The sequence below is a fragment of the Georgenia sp. 311 genome (genome assembly GCF_006151955.1).
GTDB classification, from domain to species: domain Bacteria; phylum Actinomycetota; class Actinomycetes; order Actinomycetales; family Actinomycetaceae; genus Oceanitalea; species Oceanitalea wutianyii.
Window position 1 is genome coordinate 39,888 of record NZ_VDFS01000014.1, and the last position, 23,977, is coordinate 63,864.

The window sequence follows — 23,977 nt, forward strand, 5'->3', positions numbered from 1 at the left end:
GACGACGACGCCGACGATGATCACCCACGGCACCGTCCACCACGCGCCGCTCCACCAGAACACCGGGCGGCTGAGGCCGACGATGACCGCGGCGGCCGCTCCGGCGAGGGCGATGTCGAAGTGGCCCCGCACCGCCTGCTCGAGGTGGATGCGGCCGTCGGAGGACTCGGGCAGCAGCGCCCAGGCCACGCCGTACAGGACGAGGCCGAGGCCGCCGAAGAGGCTGACGACGACGAAGAAGCCGCGCACGAGCAGCGGGTCGAGCCCGTAGCGGTGGCCGATGCCGGCGGCGACGCCGCCCACCCAGCGGTCCGGCGTGCGCCAGATGCCCAGGCGGCGCACGGAGTCGAAGAACCCGGCGGCGGGGGACGAGGGAGGGGGCGGGGTGTGCGGTGCACTCTGACCGTTCATGTGACCAGCAAACCGCCTCGGGCACCTGCGGCGGTATCGGGGAGGCCCCTGACCGTCCCCCGACCCCGGCCCCGGGAACCCCGGCTCGTCCCCGGACCGCGCGCGGGGCCTCCCCGGAGGCCCGCGGCACGTGTGACGATCTGGGGGTGACGATCTCCGCGCCCGAGCGGCTCCCGCTGCGCCGCCCCCTCGCCGGCCGCCAGGTCGCCGGGGTGGGCGCCGGCCTCGCCGCGCACCTCGGCCTCCCGGTGCAGCGGGTGCGCCTCGCGCTCGTGCTGTCCGCGCTCGCCTTCGGTGCCGGGCTCGTGCTCTACGGCTGGCTGTGGGTCCTCGTGCCGTCGGGCGACCCGGTCGACGCCGCCGCCGACGCCCGCCCCACCTCCGCCTCCCGGCTGGCCCCGCGGCTGCGGGCGGTCACCCGCTCGGTGTCGGCGAGTGACGTCGTGGCCGGGGTGCTGCTCCTGCTCGCCGCCCTCGCGCTCGTCCTGTGGCGCGCCGGGGTCACGCTGCCCAACGACTGGCTCGTCCCGCTCCTCGTCGTCGTCGGCGGCGCGGCGCTCGTGTGGACCCAGCTCGACTCCTCGCTGTCCGGCCAGGACGCCCCGCCCGTGCCCCGGTGGCACGCCCTCGCGCGGGTCGGCGGCGGGCTGCTGCTCGCCGTCGTCGGCATCGTCCTGCTCCTCGGGCGCGGGCTGGGCGCCGACGAGCTGCTCTCCGGGATCGTCGCGAGCACGGCGATCCTCGTCGGCGTCGCGGTCGTCCTCGCCCCGGTGTGGCTTCGCCTCGTGCGCGACCTCAGCGCCGAGCGCACCGCCCGCGCGCGGGAGTCCGAGCGCGCCGACATCGCCGCCCACCTCCACGACTCCGTGCTCCAGACGCTCTCCCTCATCCGCTCCCGCGCAGACGACCCGGACCAGGTCTCCCGCCTCGCCCGGGCCCAGGAGCGCGAGCTGCGCCACTGGCTCTACTCCGACCGGCCCGCGGCGGGCACGTCGGTGGCGGCCGCGCTGCGCGAGGTCGCGGCCGAGGTCGAGGACCAGCACGGGGTCGGCATCGACGTCGTCACCGCGGGCGACCGCCCGCCGCACGCGACGACCGCGGCGCTGCTCGCCGCCACCCGCGAGGCGCTGCGCAACGCCGTCGTCCACGGGGCGCCGCCGGTCTCGCTGTACGTCGAGGTGGGGGAGGATGTCACCGAGGTGTTCGTGCGCGACCGCGGCCCCGGCTTCGACGTCGCGACGATCCCGGCCGACCGGCACGGGGTGCGCGACTCGATCGTCGGGCGCCTCCAGCGCCACGGCGGGACCGCGCGGGTCCGTACCGGGCCGGGCAGCGGCCTCGAGGGCACCGAGGTGGTCCTGCGGATGCCGGAGCCGGAGACAGGGGAGCAGTGATGGACACGACGTCAGGCACCGAGCGGGCGCAGCTGAGGGTCGTCGTCGTCGACGACCACGCGCTCGTGCGCAGCGGGGTGCGCAGCGAGCTGGAGGCGAACGCCCCGGACCTGCTCGTCGTGGGCGAGGCGGCTGACGTCGAGTCGGCCGTCGCCGTCGTCCACGAGGCGCGGCCCGACGTCGTCCTGCTCGACGTCCACCTGCCCGGCGGCCGCGGCGGGGGCGGCATCGACGTCATCACCGGGTGCCGCGACGTGCCGGCCCGGTTCCTCGCGCTGTCCGTCTCCGACTCCAGCGAGGACGTCGTCGGGGTCATCCGGGCCGGCGCGCGCGGCTACGTCACCAAGGCGATCAGCCCCACGGAGCTCGCCGACGCCGTGCGCCGGGTCGCCGGCGGGGACGCCGTCTTCTCCCCGCGCCTCGCCGGGTTCGTCCTCGACGCGTTCGGCACCGCCGCCAAGGACGTCGCGACGACCGACGGCGAGCTCGACCGGCTGTCGGCCCGCGAGCAGGAGGTCATGCGGCTCATCGCCCGCGGCTACTCCTACAAGGAGGTGGCGAGCGAGCTGTTCATCTCGGTGAAGACGGTCGAGACCCACGTGTCCGCCGTGCTCCGCAAGCTCCAGCTCTCCTCGCGCCACGAGCTCACCCGGTGGGCGGCCGTGCGCCGCCTCATCTGATGAACCCGGACCCGGTGGGAAGGGCCACACCGCCCCGGAACCCGCGCCGTCACTGAGGTTTCGGCGTCCGGCCTCGCCTAGGGTGGCAGCATGACGTTCCTCTACTACTTCCTCCTGTTCCTCCACTTCGTCGGTTGGGCTGTCGTCCTCGGTGGCACCGTGACCAACCTGCGTACCCCCCGCCTGGCGCCGGGCGTCCTCCACGGCGCGATCACCGCGCTCGTCACCGGCGTCCTCATGGTCGGGGTCGCCGAGGCCGCCCTCGACGCGGACCTCAACCACATGAAGATCGGCGTCAAGCTCGTCGTCGCCGCGGTCATCGTCACGCTCACCGTCATCGCCTCCCGCCGCAAGGAGCCCAGCCGCGCCCTCCTCGGCGCGATCGCCGGGCTCACCACCCTCAACATCGCCCTCGCGGCACTGTGGCGCTGAGTCGCTGATGGGGGTCCTGGGTGAGGCGATCGTCCTCCTCGTCGTCCTCGTCGGGATCATCGGGGCAGTCGTCCAGGTGATTCCCGGCGGGGGCGTCCTCGTCGGCGTCGCCGTCGTCGTCTGGGCCGTCCTCACCGGCGGCCCGGTCGCCCTCACGGTCGGCGTCGTCGCCGGCCTCGCCGTCCTCGCCGCCGAGGTCGGCAAGTACCTCCTCGCCGGGCGCTACCTCGGGCAGGGCGGGGTGCCCGGCCGGACGCTCGTCGTCGGTGCGGCGCTCGGCGTCGTCGGCTTCTTCGTCGTCCCGGTCGTCGGGCTGCCGCTCGGCTTCCTCGCCGGCGTGTACGGCGCGGAGAGCGCCCGGCTGCGCGACCAGCGGGCCGCCCGCGCGTCCACCGGGCGGGCGATGCGCGCCGTCGGCGTGGCGATCCTCGTCGAGCTCGGCGGGGCCCTGGTCGCCACCGCCGCCCTCCTCGTCGGCATGTGGCAGACCTGACGCCTGTGGTGTCGGTGCCACCACCTACCCTGGAGGGGCCATGACCTCCCTCTTCGACAACCTGCCCGGTCTCCTCGGCGGGAACCTGCCGCCCCTGGCCGCCGCCGTCCCGCCCCGGGACGACGCCGGCGCCACCGACGCGCCCGCCGCCGCGCGCGCCACCGACCTCCTCGAGGGGCTCAACCCGCAGCAGCGCGCCGCCGTCCTCCACGAGGGAGGCCCGCTCCTCATCGTCGCGGGAGCCGGCTCGGGCAAGACCCGCGTCCTCACCCACCGCATCGCCCACCTGCTGGCCACCCGGCGGGCCCGGGCCGGTGAGGTCATCGCGATCACCTTCACCAACAAGGCCGCGGCGGAGATGCGCGAGCGCGTCGCCGACCTCGTCGGCCCCGTGGCGCGGCACATGTGGGTCTCCACCTTCCACTCCGCCTGCGTGCGGATCCTGCGCCGTGAGCACGCGACGCTCGGGCTGCGGTCGAACTTCTCCATCTACGATGCCGCGGACTCCCAGCGGCTCATGACGCTCGTCACCCGCCAGCTCGACCTCGACCCCAAGCGCTACCCGCCCAAGACCTTCTCCCGCAAGGTCTCCGACCTCAAGAACGAGCTCGTCGACCCGGACACCTTCGCCGCCGGCATCAGCGACGCCAACCCGTTCGACGCCGCTCTCGCGCAGGCCTACCGCGAGTACGACGCCCGGCTGCGCCAGGCGCACGCGCTCGACTTCGACGACCTCATCATGCAGACGGTCAACCTGCTCCAGGCCTTCCCGGCCGTCGCCGAGCACTACCGTCGCCGCTTCCGTCACGTCCTCGTCGACGAGTACCAGGACACCAACCACGCCCAGTACGTCCTCGTGCGCGAGCTCGCCGGGGTGTCCCAGGACTCCGCCGGTGAGGGCCTGCCGCCGGCCGAGCTCACCGTCGTCGGTGACGCCGACCAGTCGATCTACGCCTTCCGCGGCGCGACCATCCGCAACATCGTGGAGTTCGAGGCGGACTACCCGGACGCGACGACGATCCTCCTGGAGCAGAACTACCGCTCCACCCAGAACATCCTCAGCGCCGCGAACGCGGTGATCTCCCGCAACCCCAACCGGCGCGCGAAGAACCTGTGGACCGACAGCGGCGCCGGGCCGCAGGTGGTCGGGTACGTCGCGGACTCCGAGCACCAGGAGGCCCGGTTCATCGCCGAGGAGATCGACCGCCTCGGCGACTCCGAGGGCGTGCGCCCCGGCGACGTCGCCGTCTTCTACCGGACCAACGCCCAGTCCCGTGCGCTGGAGGAGGTGCTCGTCCGCAGCGGCATCCCCTACAAGGTCGTCGGCGGCACGCGCTTCTACGAGCGCAAGGAGATCAAGGACGCCCTCGCCTACCTCCGCGCCGTCGCCAACCCCGACGACGCCGTCAACCTGCGCCGCATCCTCAACGTGCCCAAGCGCGGGCTGGGGGAGCGGGCCGAGGCGATGCTCGCGGCGCACGCCGAGCGCGAGCGCATCTCCTTCGGGGCCGCGATCGAGCACGCCGCGGCGCCCGACGGCACCGCCCCCGAGGTCCTCGGGCTCGCCACCCGCGGGCGCACCCAAGTGCGGGCGTTCCACGAGCTCATGACCGGGCTGCGCGACATGCTCGCCGCGGGTGCCGGCCCCGCCGAGATCCTCGACGCCGCCCTCGACCGCTCCGGCTACCTCGCCGAGCTGCGGGCGAGCGAGGACCCGCAGGACGCCACCCGGGTGGAGAACCTCGCCGAGCTCCACGCCGTGGCCGCCGAGTTCGCCCAGAGCGACCCCGAGGGCGACCTCGGCGACTTCCTCGAGCGGGTCGCGCTCGTCGCCGACTCCGACCAGATCCCCGACGACGACGCCGCCGCCCAGGGCCAGGTCACCCTCATGACCGTCCACACCGCCAAGGGCCTGGAGTTCCCGGTCGTGTTCGTCACCGGCATGGAGGACGGCACCTTCCCCCACCAGCGGTCGCTCAGCGACGAGGAGGAGCTCGCCGAGGAGCGCCGCCTCGCCTACGTCGCCCTCACCCGGGCGCGCCGCCGGCTCTACCTCTCCCGCGCCGGGGTCCGCACGGCCTTCGGCATGCCGCAGCAGCTGCCGGCGAGCCGGTTCCTCGCCGACATCCCCGAGGAGCTGCTCGACTGGCGCCGCGCCGAGTCCTCCACCGAGTCCATCCGCGCCGGTGGCGGCGGGTGGGGCACCGGCGGCGGGGGCTGGGGCGGCAGCGGGTACGGCCGCAGCGGCCCGGTGCGCACCACCCGGCGCCGCGAGGAGCCGGCCACGCCGTCCTTCGACCCCGCACCTGCGCGCCCCGCGGGGGACATCCCCGGCTTCGACATCGGCGACAAGGTCACCCACGACTCCTACGGCCTGGGCACCGTCGTCGGCCTCGAGGGCTCCGGCTCCAGCGCCGTCGCCCAGGTGGACTTCGGCGGCGGGCAGGTCAAGCGCCTGCTCCTGCGCTACGCGCCGATCACCAAGCTCTAGCCCTGCGGCGTGCCGCGGCGCGGCTCCCACACCGCGCCGCCGGCCCGTCCTAGCCTGACTGCGACACGACTGTCGAGGAGGGCGGATGGCTCAGACCGCCGCGCCGGTACGTCCCGCGCGCCCGTCGGGTGGTGGCGCTCGCCCAGCCCCCGCGACTCCCGCCAGGGGCCACATCCAGGGCCTGGACGGGCTGCGGACGCTCGCCGTCGGTGCCGTGCTCGTCTACCACCTGCGCCCCACCTCACTGCCCGGTGGCTTCCTCGGTGTCGACGTCTTCTTCGTCATCTCCGGCTTCCTCATCACCACCCTGCTGCTGCGCGAGATCGGGGCCCGCGGGAAGGTGGACCTGCCGCAGTTCTGGCTGCGCCGCGCCCGCCGGCTGCTGCCCGCGCTCGTCACCGTCGTCCTCGTGAGCGTCACCCTCGCCGCCGTGGCGGGCGGGGACCTGCTCGTCGACGTCGGGCGCCAGGTGCTCGGGGCGCTCACCTTCTCGAGCAACTGGCTGGAGATCTCCGCCGACTCGAGCTACTTCGCCCAGACCTCACCCCAGCTCTTCCTCAACTTCTGGTCCCTCGCGGTGGAGGAGCAGTTCTACCTCCTGTGGCCGGTGCTGCTCGTCGTGCTCCTCGCGCTCACCCGCTCCGGCCGCGACCGGGTGAGGGTGGCGCTCGGCCTCGCCGCGGCCTCGGCGCTCCTCATGGCGGTCCTGTACACCCCCGGGGCCGACGCGACGCGGGTCTACTACGGGACCGACACCCACCTGTTCGGGCTCATGGTCGGCGCCGCGCTCGCCTTCGCCTGGGCCGACCCGGGCAGCCGGCTGCACTCCCCGCAGTGGCGCCGGTGGCGCCAGCCCGCGGCGCTCGCCGCCGGGACCGGGCTCGTGCTCCTCATGACCCTCCTCCAGGAGGACTCCGCACTCACCTTCCGGGGTGGCATCCTCATCGCCTCGGTCCTCACCGCGGTGCTCGTCGCCGCGCTCCTCGGCCCCGCCACCCTCTACCAGCGGCTGCTGCGCATGCCCCCGGTCGAGTGGGTCGGGCAGCGCTCCTACGGCATCTACCTGTGGCACTGGCCGGTCCTCCTCGTCCTCACCGAGCTGCTGCCGGCGACCACCTACGACTCCCCGCTGAGCTGGACCACGCGGGCGCTGGCGCTCGTCCTCACCCTCGTCCTGGCCGGCGCCTCCTACCGGTGGCTGGAGCAGCCGGTGCGCCGGCACGGGTTCACCGGCGTGTGGCGGCGGTGGCGCGCCGCGCTGCGGGGCGGGCGCCGCGCCGCCCAGGTCGTGGCGGGGGCGGCGGTGGTGCTCGTCGTCACCACGGCGGTGGCCGTGGCCACCGCCCCGACCACCTCCCTCACCCAGCAGCAGATCGAGGCGAACGAGCGGCTCGTCGCGGACTCCGCCGAGCAGGCACCGGGGCCGGAGCCGCTGCCCGCCGAGGCGGACTGGTCGGTGCCCGAGGGGCACGAGATCACCGGGTTCGGCGACTCGATCATGGTGACGAGCGCCCACGGCCTCACCTACCGGTGGCCCGACATCTCCCTGGACGCCGAGTCCAACCGCCAGTGGCCCGACGCGCTCACCGCCGTCGAGGCCGCGCTGGAGGCCGGGACCGTGCGCCGCGCCGTCGTCCTCGACTTCGGCACCAACGCGGGCGTGCGGGAGCCGGAGGTCGTGCGGGCCGTGCTCGACGCGCTCGGGCCGGAGCGGATGGTCGTCGTCGTCAACCTCTACGGCGGCTCGTACTGGGTGCCGGAGGCCAACGCGACCCTCGCCGAGATCGTCGCGGACTACCCCAACGCGATCGTCGCCGACTGGTACGCGGCGATCGACGCCGAGCCGGGCAAGCTCCAGTCCGACGGCATCCACCCCGACATCGAGGGCGGGCACCTGTACACCGACGTCGTCGCGGAGGCGTTCGTCGAGCTCTCCGAGCGGATCGGCGCCGAGCTCAGCGCGCCGCAGCGCTGAGGGCCGGGCGCCGGGCGCGGCGCCGGTACCACTGGGTGAGGAGGGCGGCGGCGAGGAGGACCTCGGCGACGTCCCCGCCGTAGTACATGAGCTGGGCGGCGGCCTCGGCCACTTCGACGGGCTGGTGGGTGCCCGGCGGCAGCTCACCGGCCCGCGCGTAGAGCGTCTTGGCCAGGACGGCGTGCGCCGCGGCGGTGAGCAGGAGGACGACGAGTCGCACCGCCGTCCCGGGCCGGCGCGGGGCCGGGTCGGGCCCGGCCAGCGCCCAGGCCAGGAGGAGCCCGGAGGCGAGCAGGTGGACGTGGACCGCGGCGTGGACGAGCGGCTGGGTGAGGCTGAGGGCGTAGAGCGGGGTGAGGTAGATGGCGAGCAGCCCGCCCGTGACGAGGAGTCCGGCGCTCACCGGGTGGGACAGGACGTGGAGGACCGGGTGGCGCAGCACGGCGGTGACCCGGCGGGCGGCGGGCGCGGGCAGCGCGGTGAGCGCGAGCGTCACCGGCGCGGCGAGGACGAGGGCGAGCGGGGCGTACATGCCCAGGAGCAGGTGGACGGCCATGTGGGCGCGCGGGTCGTGGTGCGCGGCCGCCATGAGCGGCGGCGCCAGCGCGAGGGCGATCAGCGCGCAGCCCGCGGCCCAGCTCGCCAGGCGCGCCACAGGCCAGGGCCGCCGTCGTCGTGCCCGGGACCACCCCGCGAGGTAGGCCGCGAGCAGGAGGGCCGCCGGCGCAAGCGCGAGGAGCCAGTCGGCGGGGCCGGCCTCGTGCGTCATGCCCGGGCCGGCAAGGGCCGGGGACGCCGGGCGAGCACGGCACCGGCGACGAGGAGGAGCGCCGCCGCGGCGTTCCACGCGACGTCGTAGGGGAGGAGGTCGACGTCGTAGCGAACCTGGTGCAGGCCCAGCACCTTGTGGACGACGACCCCGTCGAACAGCTGGAAGGCGCCCGCGCCCAGGAGCGCCCCGGCCCAGCCGGCCCGCGCGTCGAGCGCCCCGCGCCGCCGCAGGTCGAGGAGGAGGAAGAACCCGGCGACCACCGCGAGGAGCTCCGCGGCGTGCAGGAGGCCGTCGGACAGCAGCCCGACCGTCGTCGTCGACCGGTCGTAGAAGTGGTGCCAGGCGAGGACCTGGTGGAAGACGACCTCGTCGACCGCGGCCATGACGCCCGCCCCGACGAGCGCCGCGGCGCCCAGGGACGCGCGCCGGCCGCGGGTCGGCTGCTCGGCCATCACCCCTCCTGCCCGTGGACTGCGGCCACCACCGTAGGGTGCGGGTAGCGCGCCCGCCACGTGACGGCCCCGGAGGATGACCCATGACCGAGCTCGGCGTCGTCGTCGGCGAGGACGGCCTGGCGCGGCCCGTGTGGGCGGCGACCGACCCGCTGCTGCGCGAGTACTACGACACCGAGTGGGGCATGCCGGTTCGCGACGAGCGCGGCCTGTTCGAGCGGCTGAGCCTCGAGGCGTTCCAGTCCGGGCTCTCCTGGGCGACGATCCTGCGCAAGCGCCCCGCGTTCCGCGCAGCGTTCGCTGGCTTCGACCCCGACGCCGTCGCCGCGTTCGACGAGCGCGACGTCGACCGTCTGCTCGCCGACCCCGGGATCGTGCGCAACCGGCGCAAGGTCGAGGCGACGATCGCCAACGCGCGGGCGACCGTCGCGCTGCGCGCCGACGGCGGCCTGCCCGCCCTGGTCTGGTCCTTCAAGCCCGCCGACACGCCCCGGCCGCGGACCTACGCGGAGGTCCCGACGACGTCGCCGGAGTCGGTCGCCCTCGCCCGCGAGCTGAAGTCCCGCGGGTTCCGGCACGTCGGCCCGACGACGATGTTCGCCCTCATGGAGGCGGTGGGCATCGTGGACACCCACCTGCTCGGCAGCCACCGGCGGGGCACCTCGGGGGTCTGGGCGGACTGAGCCCGGCCGGCGGGGGAGGATAGGGGCATGACCGAGCCGAGCACGTGGGTGCAGATCACCCAGTCCAACCCCAACCACTCCCGGTGGTACATCGAGCGCTTCCGCCAGATGGCGGCCGCCGGCGCCGACCTCGTGGGGGAGGCGCGCTTCGTCGACGCGATGGTGCCGCGCGGTGCGCGGGTGCTCGACGCCGGCTGCGGCCCCGGCCGGCACGGCGGCTACCTCGCCTCCCGCGGGCACACGGTCGTCGGCGTCGACGTCGACCCCGTGCTCATCGATGCGGCGCGCGAGGACCACCCCGACGCCACATGGGTCGTCGGGGACCTCGCCGAGCTCGACCTGCCCGCGCGCGGCATCGCCGACCCGTTCGACGCGATCCTGTGCGCCGGCAACGTCATGACCTTCCTCGCCGCGAGCACGCGCCGGGAGGTGCTGCGCCGCATGGCCCGCCACCTGCACCCCGAGGGGCGCGCGGCCATCGGCTTCGGCGCCGGGCGCGGCTACGACTTCGCGGAGTTCCTCGACGACGCCCGCGCCGGCGGCCTGGAGCCCGACCTGCTCCTGTCCACCTGGGACCTGCGCCCCTACACCGAGGACTCCGGCTTCCTCGTCGCCGTCCTGCGCCGCGCCTGACCTGCCGAACAGCAGCGGCGGCGCTCCCGCACGCCCGCACTCCTTCACCTCCTCCACCGAAAGCAGCCTCGTGACCCCCACCCCCGTCCCCGTCGGCACCTCCGAGCTCACCGTCTTCCCGCTCGGCCTGGGCACCAACGTCTTCAGCGACCCGAGCGACGCGGCGCCCTTCCACGCGGTCCTCGACGGCTTCGTCGAGCGCGGCGGCAACTTCGTCGACACCGCGGACATGTACTCCTACTGGGTGCCGGGCAACACCGGCGGGGAGTCCGAGGAGATCATCGGCCGCTGGATCGGCGACCGGCGCAACCGGGACGACGTCGTCGTCGCGACGAAGGTCGCCGGCAAGCCCGACCTGCTCGGCCTGTCCCCGGCGACGGTCCGGCGCGCGGCGGAGGACTCCCTGCGTCGCCTGCGCACCGACCACATCGACCTGTACTACGCGCACTACCAGGACGACGAGACGCCCGTCGTCGAGAGCGCCGCGGCCTTCGACCGGCTCGTCACCGAGGGCAAGGTCCGTGCGGTCGGGCTGTCCAACCTCGCGCCCGAGGTCATCGACGAGTGGTTCCGGGTGTGCGCGGAGAACGGCTTCGCCGCGCCCGTCGCGCTCCAGCCGCGCTACTCCCTCGTCTCCCGGGAGTACGAGGGCGGCCTCGCCGACGCCGCCCGCCGCCACGGCATGTCGGTCTTCCCCTACCAGGTGCTCGCCGGCGGCTTCCTCACGGGGAAGTACCGCACCGAGGCCGACACCGAGGGCCGTGCGCGGGCCGGTGCGGTCAGGCGCTACCTCACCCCGCAGGGCCTGCGGGTGCTCGACGCGCTCGACGCCGTCGCCCGCGACCTCGGCACGAACCCCGCCTCCGTGGCGCTCGCCTGGGCGACGGCCGGCGGCAAGGTCACCGCCCCGCTCGCCGCCGCGACGACCCCCGCGCAGCTCGACCAGCTCTTCGCCGCCGTCTCCCTCGAGCTGCCCCCCGAGCACGTCGCCCGCCTCGACGACGTCTCCGCCACCTTCCGCTGACCTCCCCTCTCCTCTCTGGGACACCCCTCAGCGCCCGGGGACGCCCCCTGCAGCACACCCCGAGTACCGCAAAGGGGCGTCCCAGAGGTGAGGTGTGGCGGGTGCACGATCCGGTTGTCGGCGGGGCGGCGGGGGCGCCGTTCGACGTGCGCCGGGGGTGGGGCATACGGGTACAGTGTCCGGAGATGTCTTGATGTCGAGGCATTCCGAGAACGGCGATGAGAGGACTCACCTGGTGGACCTTTTCGAGTACCAGGCGCGGGACGTGTTCGAGAAGCACGGGGTACCCGTCCTGGGCGGAATCGTGGCGACCACGCCGGCGGAGGCGCGTGCTGCGGCAGAGCGACTCGGCGGCGGGACCGTCGTCGTCAAGGCTCAGGTCAAGACGGGCGGCCGAGGCAAGGCGGGCGGCGTCAAGCTCGCCCACAGCCCGGAGGAGGCCGAGGCTCGCGCGGCCGAGATCCTCGGGATGGACATCAAGGGCCACACGGTCCACCGCGTGATGATCGCCGAGGGCGCGAAGATCGCCGAGGAGTACTACTTCTCGGTCCTCCTCGACCGCTCCGAGCGCCGCTACCTGGCCATGGCCAGCGTCGAGGGCGGCATGGAGATCGAGCAGCTCGCCGTCGAGCGCCCCGAGGCGCTGGCGCGCGTGGCCGTCGACCCGGTCACCGGCATCGACGAGGCCAAGGCCCAGGAGATCGTCCAGGCCGCCGGGTTCGCCGCCGACGTGGCCGACGAGGTCGCCGACGTCATCCGCAAGCTCTGGACCGTCTACGCGAGCGAGGACGCCACGCTCGTCGAGGTCAACCCGCTCGTGCGCACCGAGGACGGCGCGATCGTCGCGCTCGACGGCAAGGTGACGCTCGACGCGAACGCCGACTTCCGCCACCCGGACCACGCGGCGCTCGAGGACAAGGAGGCCGCGGACCCGCTCGAGGCGAAGGCCAAGGCGCTCGGCCTCAACTACGTCAAGCTCGACGGCGAGGTCGGCATCATCGGCAACGGCGCGGGCCTGGTCATGAGCACCCTCGACGTCGTCGCCTACGCGGGCGAGCAGCACGGTGTCGGCCCGGCGAACTTCCTCGACATCGGTGGCGGCGCGAACGCGGAGGTCATGGCCAACGGCCTGCACGTCATCCTCGGTGACGAGCAGGTCAAGAGCGTGTTCGTCAACGTGTTCGGTGGGATCACCGCGTGCGACGAGGTCGCGGACGGCATCGTCAAGGCGCTGGAGATCCTCGGGGACGAGGCGACCAAGCCGCTCGTCGTCCGCCTGGACGGCAACAACGTGGTCGAGGGTCGCCGCATCCTCGACGAGGCCAACCACCCGCTGGTCACCATGGTGGACACGATGGACGACGCCGCGGCCAAGGCCGCCGAGCTCGCGAAGTAAGGGACGGACCAGACAATGTCGATCTTCCTCGACGCGAACTCGCGCGTCATCGTCCAGGGCATGACCGGTGCCGAGGGCCAGAAGCACACCCGCCGCATGCTCGGCGCCGGCACCCAGATCGTCGGAGGGGTCAACCCCCGCAAGGCCGGCACGAGCGTCGACTTCGACGTCACCCCGATCGGCCCGGGTGCCGAGGAGCGCGCCGCCGGCACCGTGTCCGTGCCGGTCTTCGGCACCGTCTCCGAGGCGATGGAGGCCACCGGCGCGAACGTGTCGGTCGTCTTCGTGCCCCCGGCCCACACCAAGGGTGCGGTCGTCGAGGCCGTCGACGCCGGCATGCCGCTCGTCGTCATCATCACCGAGGGTGTCCCGGTGGCCGACACCGCCGAGTTCTTCACCTACGCCCAGGAGAAGGGCGTGCGGCTCATCGGCCCGAACTGCCCCGGCATCATCAGCCCCGGGAAGTCGAACGTCGGCATCACCCCGGCGGACATCACCGGCGCCGGCCGCATCGGCCTGGTGTCGAAGTCCGGCACGCTGACCTACCAGATGATGCACGAGCTGCGCGACATCGGCTTCACCACCGCCATCGGCATCGGCGGCGACCCGGTCATCGGCACGACGCACATCGACGCCCTCGCGGCGTTCGAGGCCGACCCGGAGACCGAGCTCATCGTCATGATCGGTGAGATCGGCGGCGACGCCGAGGAGCGGGCCGCGGCGTTCATCAAGGAGAACGTCACCAAGCCCGTCGTCGGCTACGTCGCCGGGTTCACCGCGCCCGAGGGTAAGACGATGGGCCACGCCGGCGCGATCGTCTCCGGCTCCTCGGGGACCGCCGAGGCGAAGAAGGTCGCGCTCGAGGCGGCCGGCGTCAAGGTCGGCAAGACGCCGAGCGAGACGGCGCGCCTGGCCCGGGAGCTCCTCCAGGGCTGACCCGCACCACGCGACGGACGGCCCGTCGAGCCCACGGGGCTCGGCGGGCCGTCCTCGGTCTTCGACACATCGCGCGACACGCCGCCCGCCTCGCGCCGCGGCGGGGGAGGGTCGCGGACCATGGGGCTGATGACGACGACGGTTCACCCGCAGGTGGTCGGCCCTGCCCAGCGTTCCCGCCGGCTCCCCGAGGCCTGGCTGCGTGCCTCCCTCGCCGGGATCGAGGCGGCGCTCATCAGCTGGCTGCTCGTCGTCGTCCCCACCGTCGCCGCCTACGTCGCCACCGCCGCCGCGCCGCTCCTCGGCGAGGCGAGCTGGGACGACGCCGCCGTCATCGGCACCGGCCTGTGGCTCCTCGGGCACGGGGCGTCCGTCGAGCTGGGCGGCGTCGCGACCGTGTCGCTCACGCCGCTGGGCACCACCCTCGTCAGCGCCCTCCTCGTCTACGGGGGCGCCCGCCGCGCCAGGCTGCGCCGGCCCGCCACCGCCGCGTTCGCCCTCGCCGGGTACACGCTCACGGTGCTCGGCCTCTCCGCGCTCGTCCCCGGGCCGGTCGGGCGGCCGGTGGTCGCGCTGTGCGCCCTGCTCGTCGCCGGGCTCGCGCTCGCCCTCGCGCTGCGCCGGGCACGCGCCCCGCGCCCCGCGTGGTGGCTGCGGCTGCTCGACGCCCTCCCCGACGCCGTCCGCGCCGGGGTGCGCGCCGGGTGGATGACCCTCGCGGTGCTCCTCGCGCTCGCCGTGCTGGCGCTCTCGATCGCCCTCGTCCAGGGCGTGGTCACGGTGCTCGAGCTGCACGAGGCGCTCGCGCCGGGACGGATGGGCACCGTGGCGCTCGTCCTCGGCCAGCTCGCCTTCCTCCCGACGATGGTCGTGTGGGCGCTCGCCTGGATCGCCGGCCCCGGCTTCGCCGTCGGGCAGGGCACACTCTTCTCCCCGAGCGAGGTCATCACGGCCCCGCTGCCTGCCGTGCCCGCGCTCGGTGTGCTGCCCGACCCGGCCACCACCGGCCTGGGCTGGGTGGTGCTCCTGCCGGTGCTCGCGGGCGCCGGGGCGGGCTGGTGGCTGCACCGGCGCCGCTTCCAGGACACCTGGTGGCAGGCGGCGCTCAGCGGCGTCGTCACCGCGGCCACGGTCGCCGTCGTCGGCGCCCTCCTCACGGTGGCGGCCGCGGGCGGGATCGGTCCCGGCCGGCTCGCGACCGTGGGCGCCTCCGCCCCGGCGGTCGCCGGCGCGCTCGCCTGGCAGGTGCCGGCCGGCGCCGTGGTCGTGCTCCTCGTCCTGCACCCGCAGGTGCATGCCGGCGTCGCCCGCGCCTACCGCCGCATCGTGCGCCGCACGGACGACGGCGGTGCGCGCACGAACGACGACGGCGGCGCAGGCACCTCGCCCACGCCGCCGCCGGTGTCCTAGGTCAGGCCGTCTGGCCCTCGTGCTCGCCCTCGCCGATCTCCTCGACGAGCTTGGCGCAGAACGCCGGCAGGTCGTCCGGGACGCGGCTGCTCACCAGCCCGGCGTCGACGACGACCTCCTCGTCCACCCAGGTCGCCCCGGCGTTGGTGAGGTCGGTGCGCAGGCTCGGGTAGGACGTGAGCGTGCGGCCCTGGAGGACGTCGGCGTCGGTGAGGATCCAGCCGCCGTGGCAGATGACGCCCACCGGCTTGTGCTGGGCGAAGATCTCGCGCACGAAGGCCACCGCAGGCTGGTCGGTGCGCAGCGTGTCGCCGTTGACGACGCCGCCGGGCAGGACGAGCGCGTGGTACTGGTCCGGCGTGGCCTCGGCGGTCGTGAGGTCGACCTTCTGCTCGTGGCCCTTCTTGCCGGTGATCGTGCCGGCCTCGGGGGCGATGAGCACCGCCTCGGCGCCCTGGGACCTCACGGCCTCCCAGGGCACGGTGAGCTCGGAGTCCTCGAAGCCGTTCGTCGCGAGGAACGCGACCTTCTTGTTGGTCAGCTGGGCCATGGGTGTGCCTCCTGGTGTCGACGGGGGTTCGCCTCCACGCTATGAGCGATCACCCCGACGCGCTTCCCGAGAGCTTCGCTCGCTCCCGCGGCGGACTACCGGCCGAAGTTGAGGAGGTAGGTCTGCGTGCGCTGCTCGAGCTCGGAGAAGCAGGTGTCCTGCGCCTGGTGGGTGAGGGCGCGGTCGAGGCACCCGTAGAACTCGGAGTACACCGGCCAGAGGACGGCCTGCACCGAGGTGAGGAGGACCAGGCCGGCGGCGAACACGGTCCCCACGACGACGAGCACCGTCATCGACGCCCCGAGCCGGGCGCCGCGCATCCGCACGAGCGCGAGGACGCCGAGGACGACGGCCACCAGGCCGAGCACCCCGGGCACGAGCGGCAGCGGCCACGGCACCCGGACGACGGAGAGCCACAGCGCGGCCAGCAGCACGAGGGCGAACCACATGACCGTCCGGCTCGCGGCGCGTGTGCGCTGCTCGGGCCGTGCGGTGTCGAGGTCCGGGGTGGGCATGGCCCCAGTCTCCCACCCGGTCCGACTACCCTCGGCACGTGCCCACTCGAGTCGTCGTCCTCATCTCCGGCGGAGGGTCGAACCTCGCGGCCCTCCTCGACGCCGCCCGCGACCCGGACTACGGCGTAGAGGTCGTCGCCGTCGGCGCGGACCGCCACTCGGCCGCCGGCCTCGCGCTCGCGCAGGAGGCCGGGATCCCGACGTTCGTCGAGCGGCTCTCCGACCACCCCGACCGCGAGTCGTGGGACCGGGCGCTGACCGCCGCGGTCGCGGCCGCCGAGCCGGACCTCGTCGTCTCGGCCGGCTTCCTCAAGCTGTGCGGGCCTCACTTCCTCGAGCGGTTCGGCGGGCGGTACGTCAACACGCACAACTCCCTGCTGCCGGCGTTTGCCGGGGTCAACGGCCCGCGTGACGCGCTGGAGTACGGCGTCAAGCTCGCCGGGGCCACCCTCTTCGTCGTCGACGAGGGCGTGGACACCGGCGCGATCATCGCCCAGGTGGCCGTCCCGGTCCACGACGACGACACGGTCGACACGCTCACCGAGCGGATCAAGGTCGCCGAGCGCGCCCAGCTCGTCGAGCAGGTCGGGCGCCTCGCGCGCCTGCCGTGGCGCGTCGAGGGACGCCGCGTCGTCGTCGGCTGAGCGGGCGCGCCGCCCGGGGGAGGGGCCGGGGTACACTCGCCGCGGCCGTGACTGGCGCAACCGAGGTGGAGCGACACCACCGGGGAGCGGCCGGAAGTCCCCTGCAAGGGCACCGCACGCCTGGGTGCCCGGGTCCGTACCGACGCACCCAGGAGTGACCCCGTGACCGACACGCTTCCCGTCCGCCGTGCCCTCGTCTCCGTCTACGACAAGACGGGCCTGGAGGACCTCGCCCGCGCCCTGCACGAGGCAGGGGTCGAGCTCGTCTCGACCGGGTCCACCGCCCGCACCATCGCCGCCGCCGGTGTCCCGGTGACGCCGGTCGAGGACGTCACCGGCTTCCCCGAGTGCCTCGACGGTCGGGTCAAGACCCTCCACCCGCTGGTCCACGCCGGGATCCTCGCCGACCGCCGCAAGGAGTCCCACCGCGACCAGCTCGCCGACCTCGGCGTCGCGCCCTTCGACCTCGTCGTCGTCAACCTCTACCCCTTCGCCGACACCGTCGCCTCGGGCGCGGGGCCGGAGGAGTGCGTCGAGCAGATCGACATCGGCGGGCCGACCATGGTCCGCGCCGCGGCGAAGAACCACGCGAACGTCGCCGTCGTCGTCGACCCGGCCGCCTACCCCGAGGTGCTCGCGGCGCTCGCGGCGGGCGGCTTCACCCTCGCCGAGCGGCAGCGGCTCGCCGCCGCGGCGTTCCGGCACACCGCCGACTACGACGTCGCCGTCGCCTCCTGGCTCGGCAGCGTCGTCGCGCCCGACGACGACAGCGGCTTCCCGGCGTGGGTCGGGGCGACGTGGCAGCGCGCCGACGTCCTGCGCTACGGCGAGAACCCGCACCAGGGCGCGGCGCTGTACCGCTCCGGGGCGCCCGGGCTGGCGGGTGCGCAGCAGCTGCACGGCAAGGCGATGAGCTACAACAACTACGTCGACGCCGACGCCGCGTGGCGCGCCGCGCACGACCACGCCGACCCTGCCGTCGCGATCATCAAGCACGCCAACCCGTGCGGCATCGCCGCCGGCGCGACGATCGCCGCCGCGCACGCCGCCGCCCACGCCTGCGACCCGGTCTCCGCCTTCGGCGGGGTCATCGCCGCCAACCGGACGGTGACCGCGGAGGCGGCCGCGCAGATCGCGCAGGTCTTCACCGAGGTCGTCGTGGCGCCCGGCTTCGAGCCGCAGGCGCTGGAGATCCTCACCGCGAAGAAGAACATCCGGCTGCTCGTCGTCCCCGAGGCGGCGCGTCCGGAGGTCGAGCTGCGCCCGATCAGCGGCGGGCTGCTCGTCCAGACCGCCGACCGCGTCGACGCCCCCGGGGACGACCCCTCGGGCTGGACGCTCGTGGCCGGTGAGCCGGCCGACCCCGCGACCCTCGCCGACCTCGAGTTCGCGTGGCGCTCGGTGCGCGCCGTGCGCTCCAACGCCATCCTCCTCGCCGCCGGCCGCGCGAGCGTCGGGGTGGGGATGGGGCAGGTCAACCGGGTCGACTCGTGCCGCCTCGCCGTCTCCCGCGCGAACACGCTGGGCGAGGGCCAGGAGCGGGCGCGCGGCGCGGTCGCCGCGTCCGACGCGTTCTTCCCGTTCGCCGACGGGCTTCAGGTCCTGCTCGACGCCGGCGTGCGCGCCGTCGTCCAGCCCGGCGGGTCGGTGCGCGACGAGGAGGTCGTCGCCGCAGCGCAGGCCGCCGGCGTGACGATGTACCTCACCGGCACGCGCCACTTCGCCCACTGAGCGGGGCGTCCGGCTCCGCTCAGCGCAGGGCGCCGCGGAGCCGGACGTCGGGGTCGGTGGCCGCGGCGACGTCGAGCACCGGGTGCTCCGGCCCGGACAGCGCCTTGCGCAGCGGGCCGACGTCGCGCGGCCGGTCGACCGTGAACGCGGCGTGCAGCCGGGGCGCGCCGTCGGCGCCGGGCAGGACGTACAGCGCCGTCCATGGCCCAGCACCCGGCTCACCGCGCAGGACGACCTCCGCGCCCGGCGGGACGTGCCCGACGACGGTGAGCTCGTGGCCGAGCTGGGTGGAGAAGACGTAGGGGGCCGGGTCGGGCACCGGGTCGGGGCACTGGCCGAGGAGGTCAGCGACGAGCGCGGCCGGGTGGCTGAGCGCGCCGTCCCAGTGCGCGCCGGGCACGAGGCCGTCGCGCGGGGAGAGCCGGTCGGAGCAGTCGCCCACGGCCCGCACCGACGTCGGCCCGTCGACCACGCGGCCGGTGAGCCCCACCGGCACCGCGCCCCGCGCCGTCAGCGGCAGGGTCCCGGCGAGCCACGCGGTGTGCGGGCGCACCCCGACCGCCGCGACGACGACGTCGGCCTCCAGCCGCGTCCCGTCCGCGAGCTCGACGCCGTGGGCGTCGGCCGTGGTCACGGTGACGCCGCAGCGCAGCTCGATCCCGTGCTCGGCGTACCACGGCGCGAGCAGGCCCCCGACGTGCGGGCCGAGCACGCGGCCCAGCGGCGCAGGGCCGCCCTCGAGCACGGTGACGCGCACCCCGTGCCCGGCGGCCACCGTGGCCAGCTCCGCGCCGATCCACCCGGCGCCGACGACGACGAGGTGCGCGCCCGGGCGCAGGGCCGCGCGCAGCCGGGCGGCGTCGTCGAGGTCGTGGAGGGTGAGGACGCCGTGCCAGCCGGGCAGGACCACGGGCGCGGAGCCGGTGGCGAGGACGACCGCGTCGGTGGCCAGCTCACGCTCCCCGTCCCGGTCGACGAGGCTGAGGACGGCGCCGTCGTCGTCCGCCGCGAGGGCCAGTGCCCGGGTGCCGGTCAGGAGGACGTCGGCGAGCTCGGTGAGGTCGCCGTAACCCTCGTCGGCGAGCCGGACGGGCTCGGGGCGGGAGAGCAGCTCCTTGCTCAGCGGGGGCCGGTCGTAGGGCTCGTGCTCCTCCGCGCCGACGACGGTGAGCTCACCGGTGAAGCCCTGCGCCCGCAGCTCTGCGGCGGTGCGCAGGCCTGCGAGGCCGGTGCCGAGGATCGTGACGAGCGAGGGCAGCGGGGTGGGGTGGGGGCGCACGGTCACACCGTAGCGGCGCCGGCGCACGGTAACCTCGCGGGCATGGACCAGACCCACCGCCGCGGCACCGCCGTGCTGTGGCTCGTCGTCGTGGGGGTCGCGACGTCCTCGCTGGCAGCGGTCCTGATCGACGTGCCGACCGCGACGCTCGTGCTCGCCGCGCTGTGCGCCGTCCTCGCCGTCGTCCGCTGGACAGCCCGTCGCCCGCCGGAGACCTTCCGGGCGCGCTCCACCCCCTTCGACGTCACCGTGCTCGTCGTCGCGGCGGTCGCGCTCGCCGTCCTCTCCCCGGCCGGCAACCTCGTCTGACCGGTCGCCGGTGCGCGGGCCCGGGGCCCCGGGGAGGATGAGCCCATGAACGACCTCGTCGTCGACATCGCCCTCGTCCTCCTGTTCATCCTCGTCGGTGGGGTCTTCGCCGCCTCCGAGATCGCCCTCGTCTCGCTGCGCGACAGCCAGGTGCGCGCCCTCGCCGAGAAGGGCGGGGCCGGCGCGCGGGTCGCCCGGCTCACGGGGAGCTCCAACCGCTTCCTGTCCTCGGTGCAGATCGGCGTCACGCTCGCCGGGTTCTTCTCCGCCTCGTTCGGCGCGGCGCAGATCGCCCCGCAGGTCTCCCCGGCGCTCGAGTCGCTGGGCATGTCCTCGGGCGCGGCGAGCACGGTGGCCTTCGTCGGGACGACGGTGGTCATCTCCTACCTCTCGCTCGTCTTCGGCGAGCTCGTGCCCAAGCGGCTGGCGATGCAGAGCGCCGAGCGCTTCTCCCTGGCGGTGGCCACCCCGCTGGACTGGATCGCGACGATCATGCGGCCGGTCATCTGGTTCCTCGGCGCCTCGACGGACCTCGTCATGCGGCTGCTCGGGCGCGACCCCACGGCCCAGCGCGAGGAGATCGGCCCCGAGGAGCTGCGCTCGATGGTCGCCGAGCACGAGGCGATCGGGGCGGTCGAGCGCGAGATGGTCGTGGACCTGCTCACCGTCGGCGACCGCGGCGTGGAGGAGATCATGACCCCGCGCACCGAGGTGTCCTTCCTCGACGCCGACCTGCCGGTCGACGAGGCGCAGGCGCGGGTGGCCACCCTCGAGCACTCGCGCTACCCGGTCCGCGGGCGCAACGACGACGACATCCTCGGCTTCGTCCACGTCCGCGACCTCATCAGCCCGCGCCCCGGCGTGCGCGTCATCGGGGACCTCGTGCGCCAGGTGCCGTTCTTCCCCACGGGCAAGCGGGTGCTCGCCGCGCTCACCGACATGCGCTCCCTCGGCGCGCACATCGCCGTCGTCGTCGACGAGTACGGGGGCACCGACGGCATCGTCACCCTGGAGGACGTCGTCGAGGAGTTCGTCGGGGAGATCCACGACGAGTACGACAGGCCCGAGCCGGGCGTCCAGGTCCACGGCGCCGTCGAGGACGTCGCCGGGCTCATGGGCCGCTCCGAGGTCGCCAAGGTGCTCGACCGTGAGCTGCCGGAGGGACCCTTCGACACCCTCGCCGGGTTCGTCGTCACGCGCCTGGGCCGGATGCCGGCGGTGGGGGACACGGTGACGTGGGACGGTCTCGTCCTCGAGGTGGCCGCGCTCGACGGCCGCCGGATCGACCGCATCGCCGTGCGTGAGGTCGACGAGGAGGTGCACGGCGTCGCGGGGGCCGACCCGGGCGTCGCCGGACCGCACCCCTGATCGTCCCCGTCTGTGACTGCCGATTTATCTCGATGTCGAGTAATCTGGCTGCGGTGCCGAGACCGCGGCGCCAATGACGGCGAGCACACCCCGCGCGGGTGGTCAGGAGATACCCACGAACATGGCGAAGATCAAGGTCGAGAACCCGGTCGTCGAGCTCGACGGCGACGAGATGACGCGGATCATCTGGCAGTTCATCAAGGACCGCCTCATCCACCCGTACCTCGACGTCGACCTCAAGTACTACGACCTGGGCATCCAGCACCGCGACGCCACCGACGACCAGGTGACCGTCGACGCCGCCCACGCGATCCAGAAGTACGGCGTGGGCGTCAAGTGCGCGACCATCACCCCCGACGAGGCGCGCGTCGAGGAGTTCGGCCTGAAGAACATGTGGCGCTCCCCGAACGGGACGATCCGCAACATCCTCGGCGGCGTCATCTTCCGTGAGCCGATCATCATCGACAACATCCCGCGCCTCGTGCCGACGTGGACCAAGCCGATCATCATCGGTCGCCACGCCCACGGCGACCAGTACAAGTCGCAGAACTTCAAGGTCCCCGGCCCGGGCACCGTGACGATCACCTACACCCCCGACGACGGCAGCCAGCCCCTCGAGCTCGAGGTCGCCAAGTTCGGCGAGGACGGCGGCGTCGCGATGGGGATGTACAACTACAACAAGTCGATCGCCGACTTCGCGCGCGCCTCCTTCTCCTACGGCCTGCAGCGCGGCTTCCCGGTCTACATGTCGACCAAGAACACGATCCTCAAGGCCTACGACGGCGCCTTCAAGGACATCTTCGCCGAGATCTTCGAGACGGAGTTCAAGGAGCAGTTCGACGCCGCGGGCCTCACCTACGAGCACCGCCTCATCGACGACATGGTCGCCGCGGCCATGAAGTGGGAGGGCGGCTACGTCTGGGCCTGCAAGAACTACGACGGCGACGTCCAGTCCGACACCGTCGCCCAGGGCTTCGGCTCCCTCGGCCTCATGACCTCCGTGCTCATGACGCCGGACGGCCGCACGGTCGAGGCCGAGGCCGCGCACGGCACCGTGACCCGCCACTACCGCCAGCACCAGGCCGGCAACCCGACCTCGACGAACCCGATCGCCTCGATCTTCGCGTGGACCCGGGGCCTTGCCCACCGCGGCAAGCTCGACAACACCCCCGAGGTCACCGCCTTCGCCCAGTCCCTCGAGGACGTCGTCATCAAGACCGTCGAGTCCGGGAAGATGACGAAGGACCTGGCCCTGCTCGTCGGCAAGGACCAGGAGTGGCAGACCACCGAGGGCTTCCTCGCCTCGATCGACGAGAACCTCGCCACCCGCCTCGGCTGACCCGCCGCTTCGAAGGAGAACGCGCATGACCACCCCCGTCAACGTCACCGTCACGGGCGCCGCCGGCCAGATCGGCTACGCCCTGCTCTTCCGCATCGCCTCCGGCCAGCTCCTCGGGCCCGACGTGCCCGTCCGGCTGCGCCTCCTGGAGATCCCGCAGGCGGTCAAGGCCGCCGAGGGCACCGCGATGGAGCTCGACGACTGCGCCTTTCCGCTGCTCGCCGGGATCGACATCCTCGACACCCCGCGGGCCGGGTTCGACGGTGCGAACATCGCGCTGCTGGTCGGCGCCCGCCCGCGCTCGGCCGGCATGGAGCGCGGTGACCTCCTCGAGGCCAACGGCGGGATCTTCGGCCCGCAGGGCAAGGCGATCAACGACCACGCGGCGTCCGACATCCGCGTGCTCGTCGTCGGCAACCCGGCCAACACCAACGCGCTCATCGCCCAGCAGCACGCGCCGGACGTCCCGGCCGACCGCTTCAACGCGATGACCCGCCTGGACCACAACCGGGCGCTCAGCCAGCTCGCGCAGAAGACCGGGACCCCGGTGAGCCAGATCGAGAACCTCACGATCTGGGGCAACCACTCGGCCACCCAGTACCCGGACGTCTTCCACGCCACCGTGGCCGGCCGTCCGGCGAGCGAGCTCGTCGACGAGGCCTGGCTGGCCGAGGACTTCATCCCGACCGTGGCCAAGCGCGGCGCCGCCATCATCGACGCCCGTGGGGCGTCCTCGGCGGCGTCCGCGGCCAACGCTGCCGTCGACCACGTCCGCGACTGGGTGGCCGGCACCGGCAGCTCGTGGACCTCGGCGGCCATCCCGTCCGACGGCTCCTACGGCGTGCCCGAGGGCCTCATCTCCTCCTTCCCCGTGCGCTCGGCGAACGGTGGGTGGGAGATCGTCCAGGGCCTGGAGGTCAACGACTTCTCCCGGGCGCGCATCGACGCGTCCGTGGAGGAGCTCGCCGGCGAGCGTGACGCCGTGCGGGAGCTCGGCCTCATCTGAGCCACCCCGGAGCCGGGCCGTCCGCGTCGCACAGCGCGTGGACGGCCCGGCTCC

Annotated in this window: 24 protein-coding genes and 1 riboswitch; of the genes, 18 read left to right on the forward strand and 6 right to left on the reverse strand. The window is 74.1% G+C overall.

Going from position 1 to position 23,977, the window contains the following annotated elements:
- Window positions 1-411 (reverse strand): PspC domain-containing protein (locus FHE66_RS01575; protein ID WP_139071271.1); only part of this gene is annotated, 411 nt, incomplete at its 3' end.
- Window positions 412-557: 146 nt separating this feature from the next.
- On the opposite strand from FHE66_RS01575, the gene FHE66_RS01580 reads away from it, so the two are divergent.
- The 6 genes from FHE66_RS01580 to FHE66_RS01605 all read left to right on the forward strand — a co-directional run bounded on the left by FHE66_RS01580 (window position 558) and on the right by FHE66_RS01605 (window position 7,876).
- On the forward strand, window positions 558-1,805 hold the full coding sequence (locus FHE66_RS01580) for an ATP-binding protein (protein WP_139071237.1): 1,248 nt from the start codon (window positions 558-560) through the stop codon (window positions 1,803-1,805).
- Window positions 1,805-2,485 (forward strand): response regulator transcription factor, encoded by a 681-nt coding sequence (locus FHE66_RS01585; protein WP_139071238.1) that lies wholly within the window; start codon window positions 1,805-1,807, stop codon window positions 2,483-2,485. Before FHE66_RS01580 ends, FHE66_RS01585 begins: the two co-directional genes overlap by 1 nt.
- Before the next feature lie 90 nt (window positions 2,486-2,575).
- Window positions 2,576-2,917, forward strand: coding sequence for a hypothetical protein (locus FHE66_RS01590; protein ID WP_139071239.1), 342 nt, complete (start codon window positions 2,576-2,578; stop codon window positions 2,915-2,917).
- Window positions 2,918-2,924: 7 nt separating this feature from the next.
- A complete protein-coding gene (locus FHE66_RS01595) occupies window positions 2,925-3,410 on the forward strand; it encodes a DUF456 domain-containing protein (protein WP_139071240.1) in 486 nt (161 codons plus the stop codon).
- A 40-nt stretch (window positions 3,411-3,450) separates the two neighbouring features.
- The gene (gene pcrA / locus FHE66_RS01600) at window positions 3,451-5,901 is read left to right on the forward strand and encodes a DNA helicase PcrA (RefSeq protein ID WP_139071241.1); all 2,451 of its coding nucleotides are present in this window, start codon (window positions 3,451-3,453) and stop codon (window positions 5,899-5,901) included.
- Window positions 5,902-5,986: 85 nt separating this feature from the next.
- Window positions 5,987-7,876 (forward strand): acyltransferase family protein, encoded by a 1,890-nt coding sequence (locus FHE66_RS01605; RefSeq protein ID WP_139071242.1) that lies wholly within the window; start codon window positions 5,987-5,989, stop codon window positions 7,874-7,876.
- Here FHE66_RS01605 and FHE66_RS01610 read toward each other — a convergent pair.
- Entirely contained in the window at window positions 7,857-8,645 is a 789-nt protein-coding gene (locus tag FHE66_RS01610) for a cytochrome c oxidase assembly protein (RefSeq protein WP_139071243.1), read from the reverse strand. The genes FHE66_RS01605 and FHE66_RS01610 overlap by 20 nt on opposite strands.
- Window positions 8,642-9,100, reverse strand: coding sequence for a DUF2243 domain-containing protein (locus tag FHE66_RS01615; RefSeq protein ID WP_139071244.1), 459 nt, complete (start codon window positions 9,098-9,100; stop codon window positions 8,642-8,644). Before FHE66_RS01615 ends, FHE66_RS01610 begins: the two co-directional genes overlap by 4 nt.
- Window positions 9,101-9,183: 83 nt before the next feature.
- Between FHE66_RS01615 and FHE66_RS01620 the strand changes: the two genes are divergently transcribed.
- The 6 genes from FHE66_RS01620 (at window position 9,184) to FHE66_RS01645 (ending at window position 15,182) form a co-directional block, all read left to right on the forward strand.
- Window positions 9,184-9,783, forward strand: coding sequence for a DNA-3-methyladenine glycosylase I (locus FHE66_RS01620; protein WP_139071245.1), 600 nt, complete (start codon window positions 9,184-9,186; stop codon window positions 9,781-9,783).
- Window positions 9,784-9,810: 27 nt separating this feature from the next.
- Window positions 9,811-10,416: a bifunctional 2-polyprenyl-6-hydroxyphenol methylase/3-demethylubiquinol 3-O-methyltransferase UbiG gene (locus FHE66_RS01625; protein WP_139071246.1), complete on the forward strand. Its 606-nt coding sequence runs from the start codon at window positions 9,811-9,813 to the stop codon at window positions 10,414-10,416.
- Between the two features lie 70 nt (window positions 10,417-10,486).
- The gene (locus tag FHE66_RS01630; RefSeq protein WP_139071247.1) at window positions 10,487-11,440 is read left to right on the forward strand and encodes an aldo/keto reductase; all 954 of its coding nucleotides are present in this window, start codon (window positions 10,487-10,489) and stop codon (window positions 11,438-11,440) included.
- Between the two features lie 235 nt (window positions 11,441-11,675).
- Window positions 11,676-12,836: an ADP-forming succinate--CoA ligase subunit beta gene (sucC, locus tag FHE66_RS01635; protein WP_139071248.1), complete on the forward strand. Its 1,161-nt coding sequence runs from the start codon at window positions 11,676-11,678 to the stop codon at window positions 12,834-12,836.
- 15 nt (window positions 12,837-12,851) lie between these two features.
- Entirely contained in the window at window positions 12,852-13,772 is a 921-nt protein-coding gene (sucD, locus tag FHE66_RS01640) for a succinate--CoA ligase subunit alpha (RefSeq protein WP_139071249.1), read from the forward strand.
- Window positions 13,773-13,901: 129 nt separating this feature from the next.
- Window positions 13,902-15,182, forward strand: a complete 1,281-nt coding sequence (locus tag FHE66_RS01645) for a DUF6350 family protein (protein WP_139071250.1) — start codon at window positions 13,902-13,904, stop codon at window positions 15,180-15,182.
- A 1-nt stretch (window position 15,183) separates the two neighbouring features.
- Here the strand turns inward: FHE66_RS01645 and FHE66_RS01650 are convergent, their stop codons facing one another.
- Entirely contained in the window at window positions 15,184-15,732 is a 549-nt protein-coding gene (locus FHE66_RS01650; RefSeq protein ID WP_139071251.1) for a type 1 glutamine amidotransferase domain-containing protein, read from the reverse strand.
- Window positions 15,733-15,827: 95 nt separating this feature from the next.
- Window positions 15,828-16,247, reverse strand: coding sequence for a hypothetical protein (locus tag FHE66_RS01655; protein ID WP_139071252.1), 420 nt, complete (start codon window positions 16,245-16,247; stop codon window positions 15,828-15,830).
- A 38-nt stretch (window positions 16,248-16,285) separates the two neighbouring features.
- On the opposite strand from FHE66_RS01655, the gene purN reads away from it, so the two are divergent.
- Window positions 16,286-16,891 (forward strand): phosphoribosylglycinamide formyltransferase, encoded by a 606-nt coding sequence (gene purN / locus FHE66_RS01660; protein WP_139071253.1) that lies wholly within the window; start codon window positions 16,286-16,288, stop codon window positions 16,889-16,891.
- A gap of 37 nt (window positions 16,892-16,928) precedes the next feature.
- A riboswitch (ZMP/ZTP riboswitch) is annotated at window positions 16,929-17,024 on the forward strand.
- A gap of 29 nt (window positions 17,025-17,053) precedes the next feature.
- Window positions 17,054-18,622, forward strand: coding sequence for a bifunctional phosphoribosylaminoimidazolecarboxamide formyltransferase/IMP cyclohydrolase (gene purH / locus FHE66_RS01665; RefSeq protein ID WP_139071254.1), 1,569 nt, complete (start codon window positions 17,054-17,056; stop codon window positions 18,620-18,622).
- 19 nt (window positions 18,623-18,641) lie between these two features.
- Here purH and FHE66_RS01670 read toward each other — a convergent pair whose 3' ends face one another.
- Entirely contained in the window at window positions 18,642-19,901 is a 1,260-nt protein-coding gene (locus FHE66_RS01670; RefSeq protein ID WP_139071255.1) for an NAD(P)/FAD-dependent oxidoreductase, read from the reverse strand.
- Between the two features lie 42 nt (window positions 19,902-19,943).
- On the opposite strand from FHE66_RS01670, the gene FHE66_RS01675 reads away from it, so the two are divergent.
- From FHE66_RS01675 to FHE66_RS01690, 4 genes are all read left to right on the forward strand, one after another.
- Window positions 19,944-20,210: a hypothetical protein gene (locus FHE66_RS01675; protein ID WP_139071256.1), complete on the forward strand. Its 267-nt coding sequence runs from the start codon at window positions 19,944-19,946 to the stop codon at window positions 20,208-20,210.
- Between the two features lie 45 nt (window positions 20,211-20,255).
- Window positions 20,256-21,578, forward strand: coding sequence for a hemolysin family protein (locus tag FHE66_RS01680; RefSeq protein WP_139071257.1), 1,323 nt, complete (start codon window positions 20,256-20,258; stop codon window positions 21,576-21,578).
- A gap of 121 nt (window positions 21,579-21,699) precedes the next feature.
- Complete coding sequence (locus FHE66_RS01685; RefSeq protein WP_139071258.1) at window positions 21,700-22,917, forward strand: NADP-dependent isocitrate dehydrogenase; 1,218 nt, start codon at window positions 21,700-21,702, stop codon at window positions 22,915-22,917.
- Window positions 22,918-22,942: 25 nt separating this feature from the next.
- Window positions 22,943-23,923, forward strand: a complete 981-nt coding sequence (locus FHE66_RS01690; RefSeq protein ID WP_139071259.1) for a malate dehydrogenase — start codon at window positions 22,943-22,945, stop codon at window positions 23,921-23,923.
- The last annotated feature ends 54 nt before the right edge of the window (window positions 23,924-23,977 follow it).

What these genes read in the sequence shown, in the direction of transcription:
- FHE66_RS01620 (WP_139071245.1), top strand. Translation starts at nt 9,184, where the DNA reads ATGACCGAGCTCGGCGTCGTCGTCGGCGAGGACGGCCTGGCGCGGCCC.
- FHE66_RS01590 (WP_139071239.1), top strand. Translation starts at nt 2,576, where the DNA reads ATGACGTTCCTCTACTACTTCCTCCTGTTCCTCCACTTCGTCGGTTGG.
- FHE66_RS01650 (WP_139071251.1), bottom strand. Translation starts at nt 15,732, where the DNA reads ATGGCCCAGCTGACCAACAAGAAGGTCGCGTTCCTCGCGACGAACGGC.
- FHE66_RS01680 (WP_139071257.1), top strand. Translation starts at nt 20,256, where the DNA reads ATGAACGACCTCGTCGTCGACATCGCCCTCGTCCTCCTGTTCATCCTC.
- FHE66_RS01675 (WP_139071256.1), top strand. Translation starts at nt 19,944, where the DNA reads ATGGACCAGACCCACCGCCGCGGCACCGCCGTGCTGTGGCTCGTCGTC.
- FHE66_RS01690 (WP_139071259.1), top strand. Translation starts at nt 22,943, where the DNA reads ATGACCACCCCCGTCAACGTCACCGTCACGGGCGCCGCCGGCCAGATC.
- FHE66_RS01605 (WP_139071242.1), top strand. Translation starts at nt 5,987, where the DNA reads ATGGCTCAGACCGCCGCGCCGGTACGTCCCGCGCGCCCGTCGGGTGGT.
- FHE66_RS01655 (WP_139071252.1), bottom strand. Translation starts at nt 16,247, where the DNA reads ATGCCCACCCCGGACCTCGACACCGCACGGCCCGAGCAGCGCACACGC.
- sucD (WP_139071249.1), top strand. Translation starts at nt 12,852, where the DNA reads ATGTCGATCTTCCTCGACGCGAACTCGCGCGTCATCGTCCAGGGCATG.
- FHE66_RS01645 (WP_139071250.1), top strand. Translation starts at nt 13,902, where the DNA reads ATGACGACGACGGTTCACCCGCAGGTGGTCGGCCCTGCCCAGCGTTCC.
- FHE66_RS01610 (WP_139071243.1), bottom strand. Translation starts at nt 8,645, where the DNA reads ATGACGCACGAGGCCGGCCCCGCCGACTGGCTCCTCGCGCTTGCGCCG.
- FHE66_RS01685 (WP_139071258.1), top strand. Translation starts at nt 21,700, where the DNA reads ATGGCGAAGATCAAGGTCGAGAACCCGGTCGTCGAGCTCGACGGCGAC.
- FHE66_RS01615 (WP_139071244.1), bottom strand. Translation starts at nt 9,100, where the DNA reads ATGGCCGAGCAGCCGACCCGCGGCCGGCGCGCGTCCCTGGGCGCCGCG.
- pcrA (WP_139071241.1), top strand. Translation starts at nt 3,451, where the DNA reads ATGACCTCCCTCTTCGACAACCTGCCCGGTCTCCTCGGCGGGAACCTG.
- FHE66_RS01585 (WP_139071238.1), top strand. Translation starts at nt 1,805, where the DNA reads ATGGACACGACGTCAGGCACCGAGCGGGCGCAGCTGAGGGTCGTCGTC.
- FHE66_RS01595 (WP_139071240.1), top strand. Translation starts at nt 2,925, where the DNA reads ATGGGGGTCCTGGGTGAGGCGATCGTCCTCCTCGTCGTCCTCGTCGGG.
- FHE66_RS01625 (WP_139071246.1), top strand. Translation starts at nt 9,811, where the DNA reads ATGACCGAGCCGAGCACGTGGGTGCAGATCACCCAGTCCAACCCCAAC.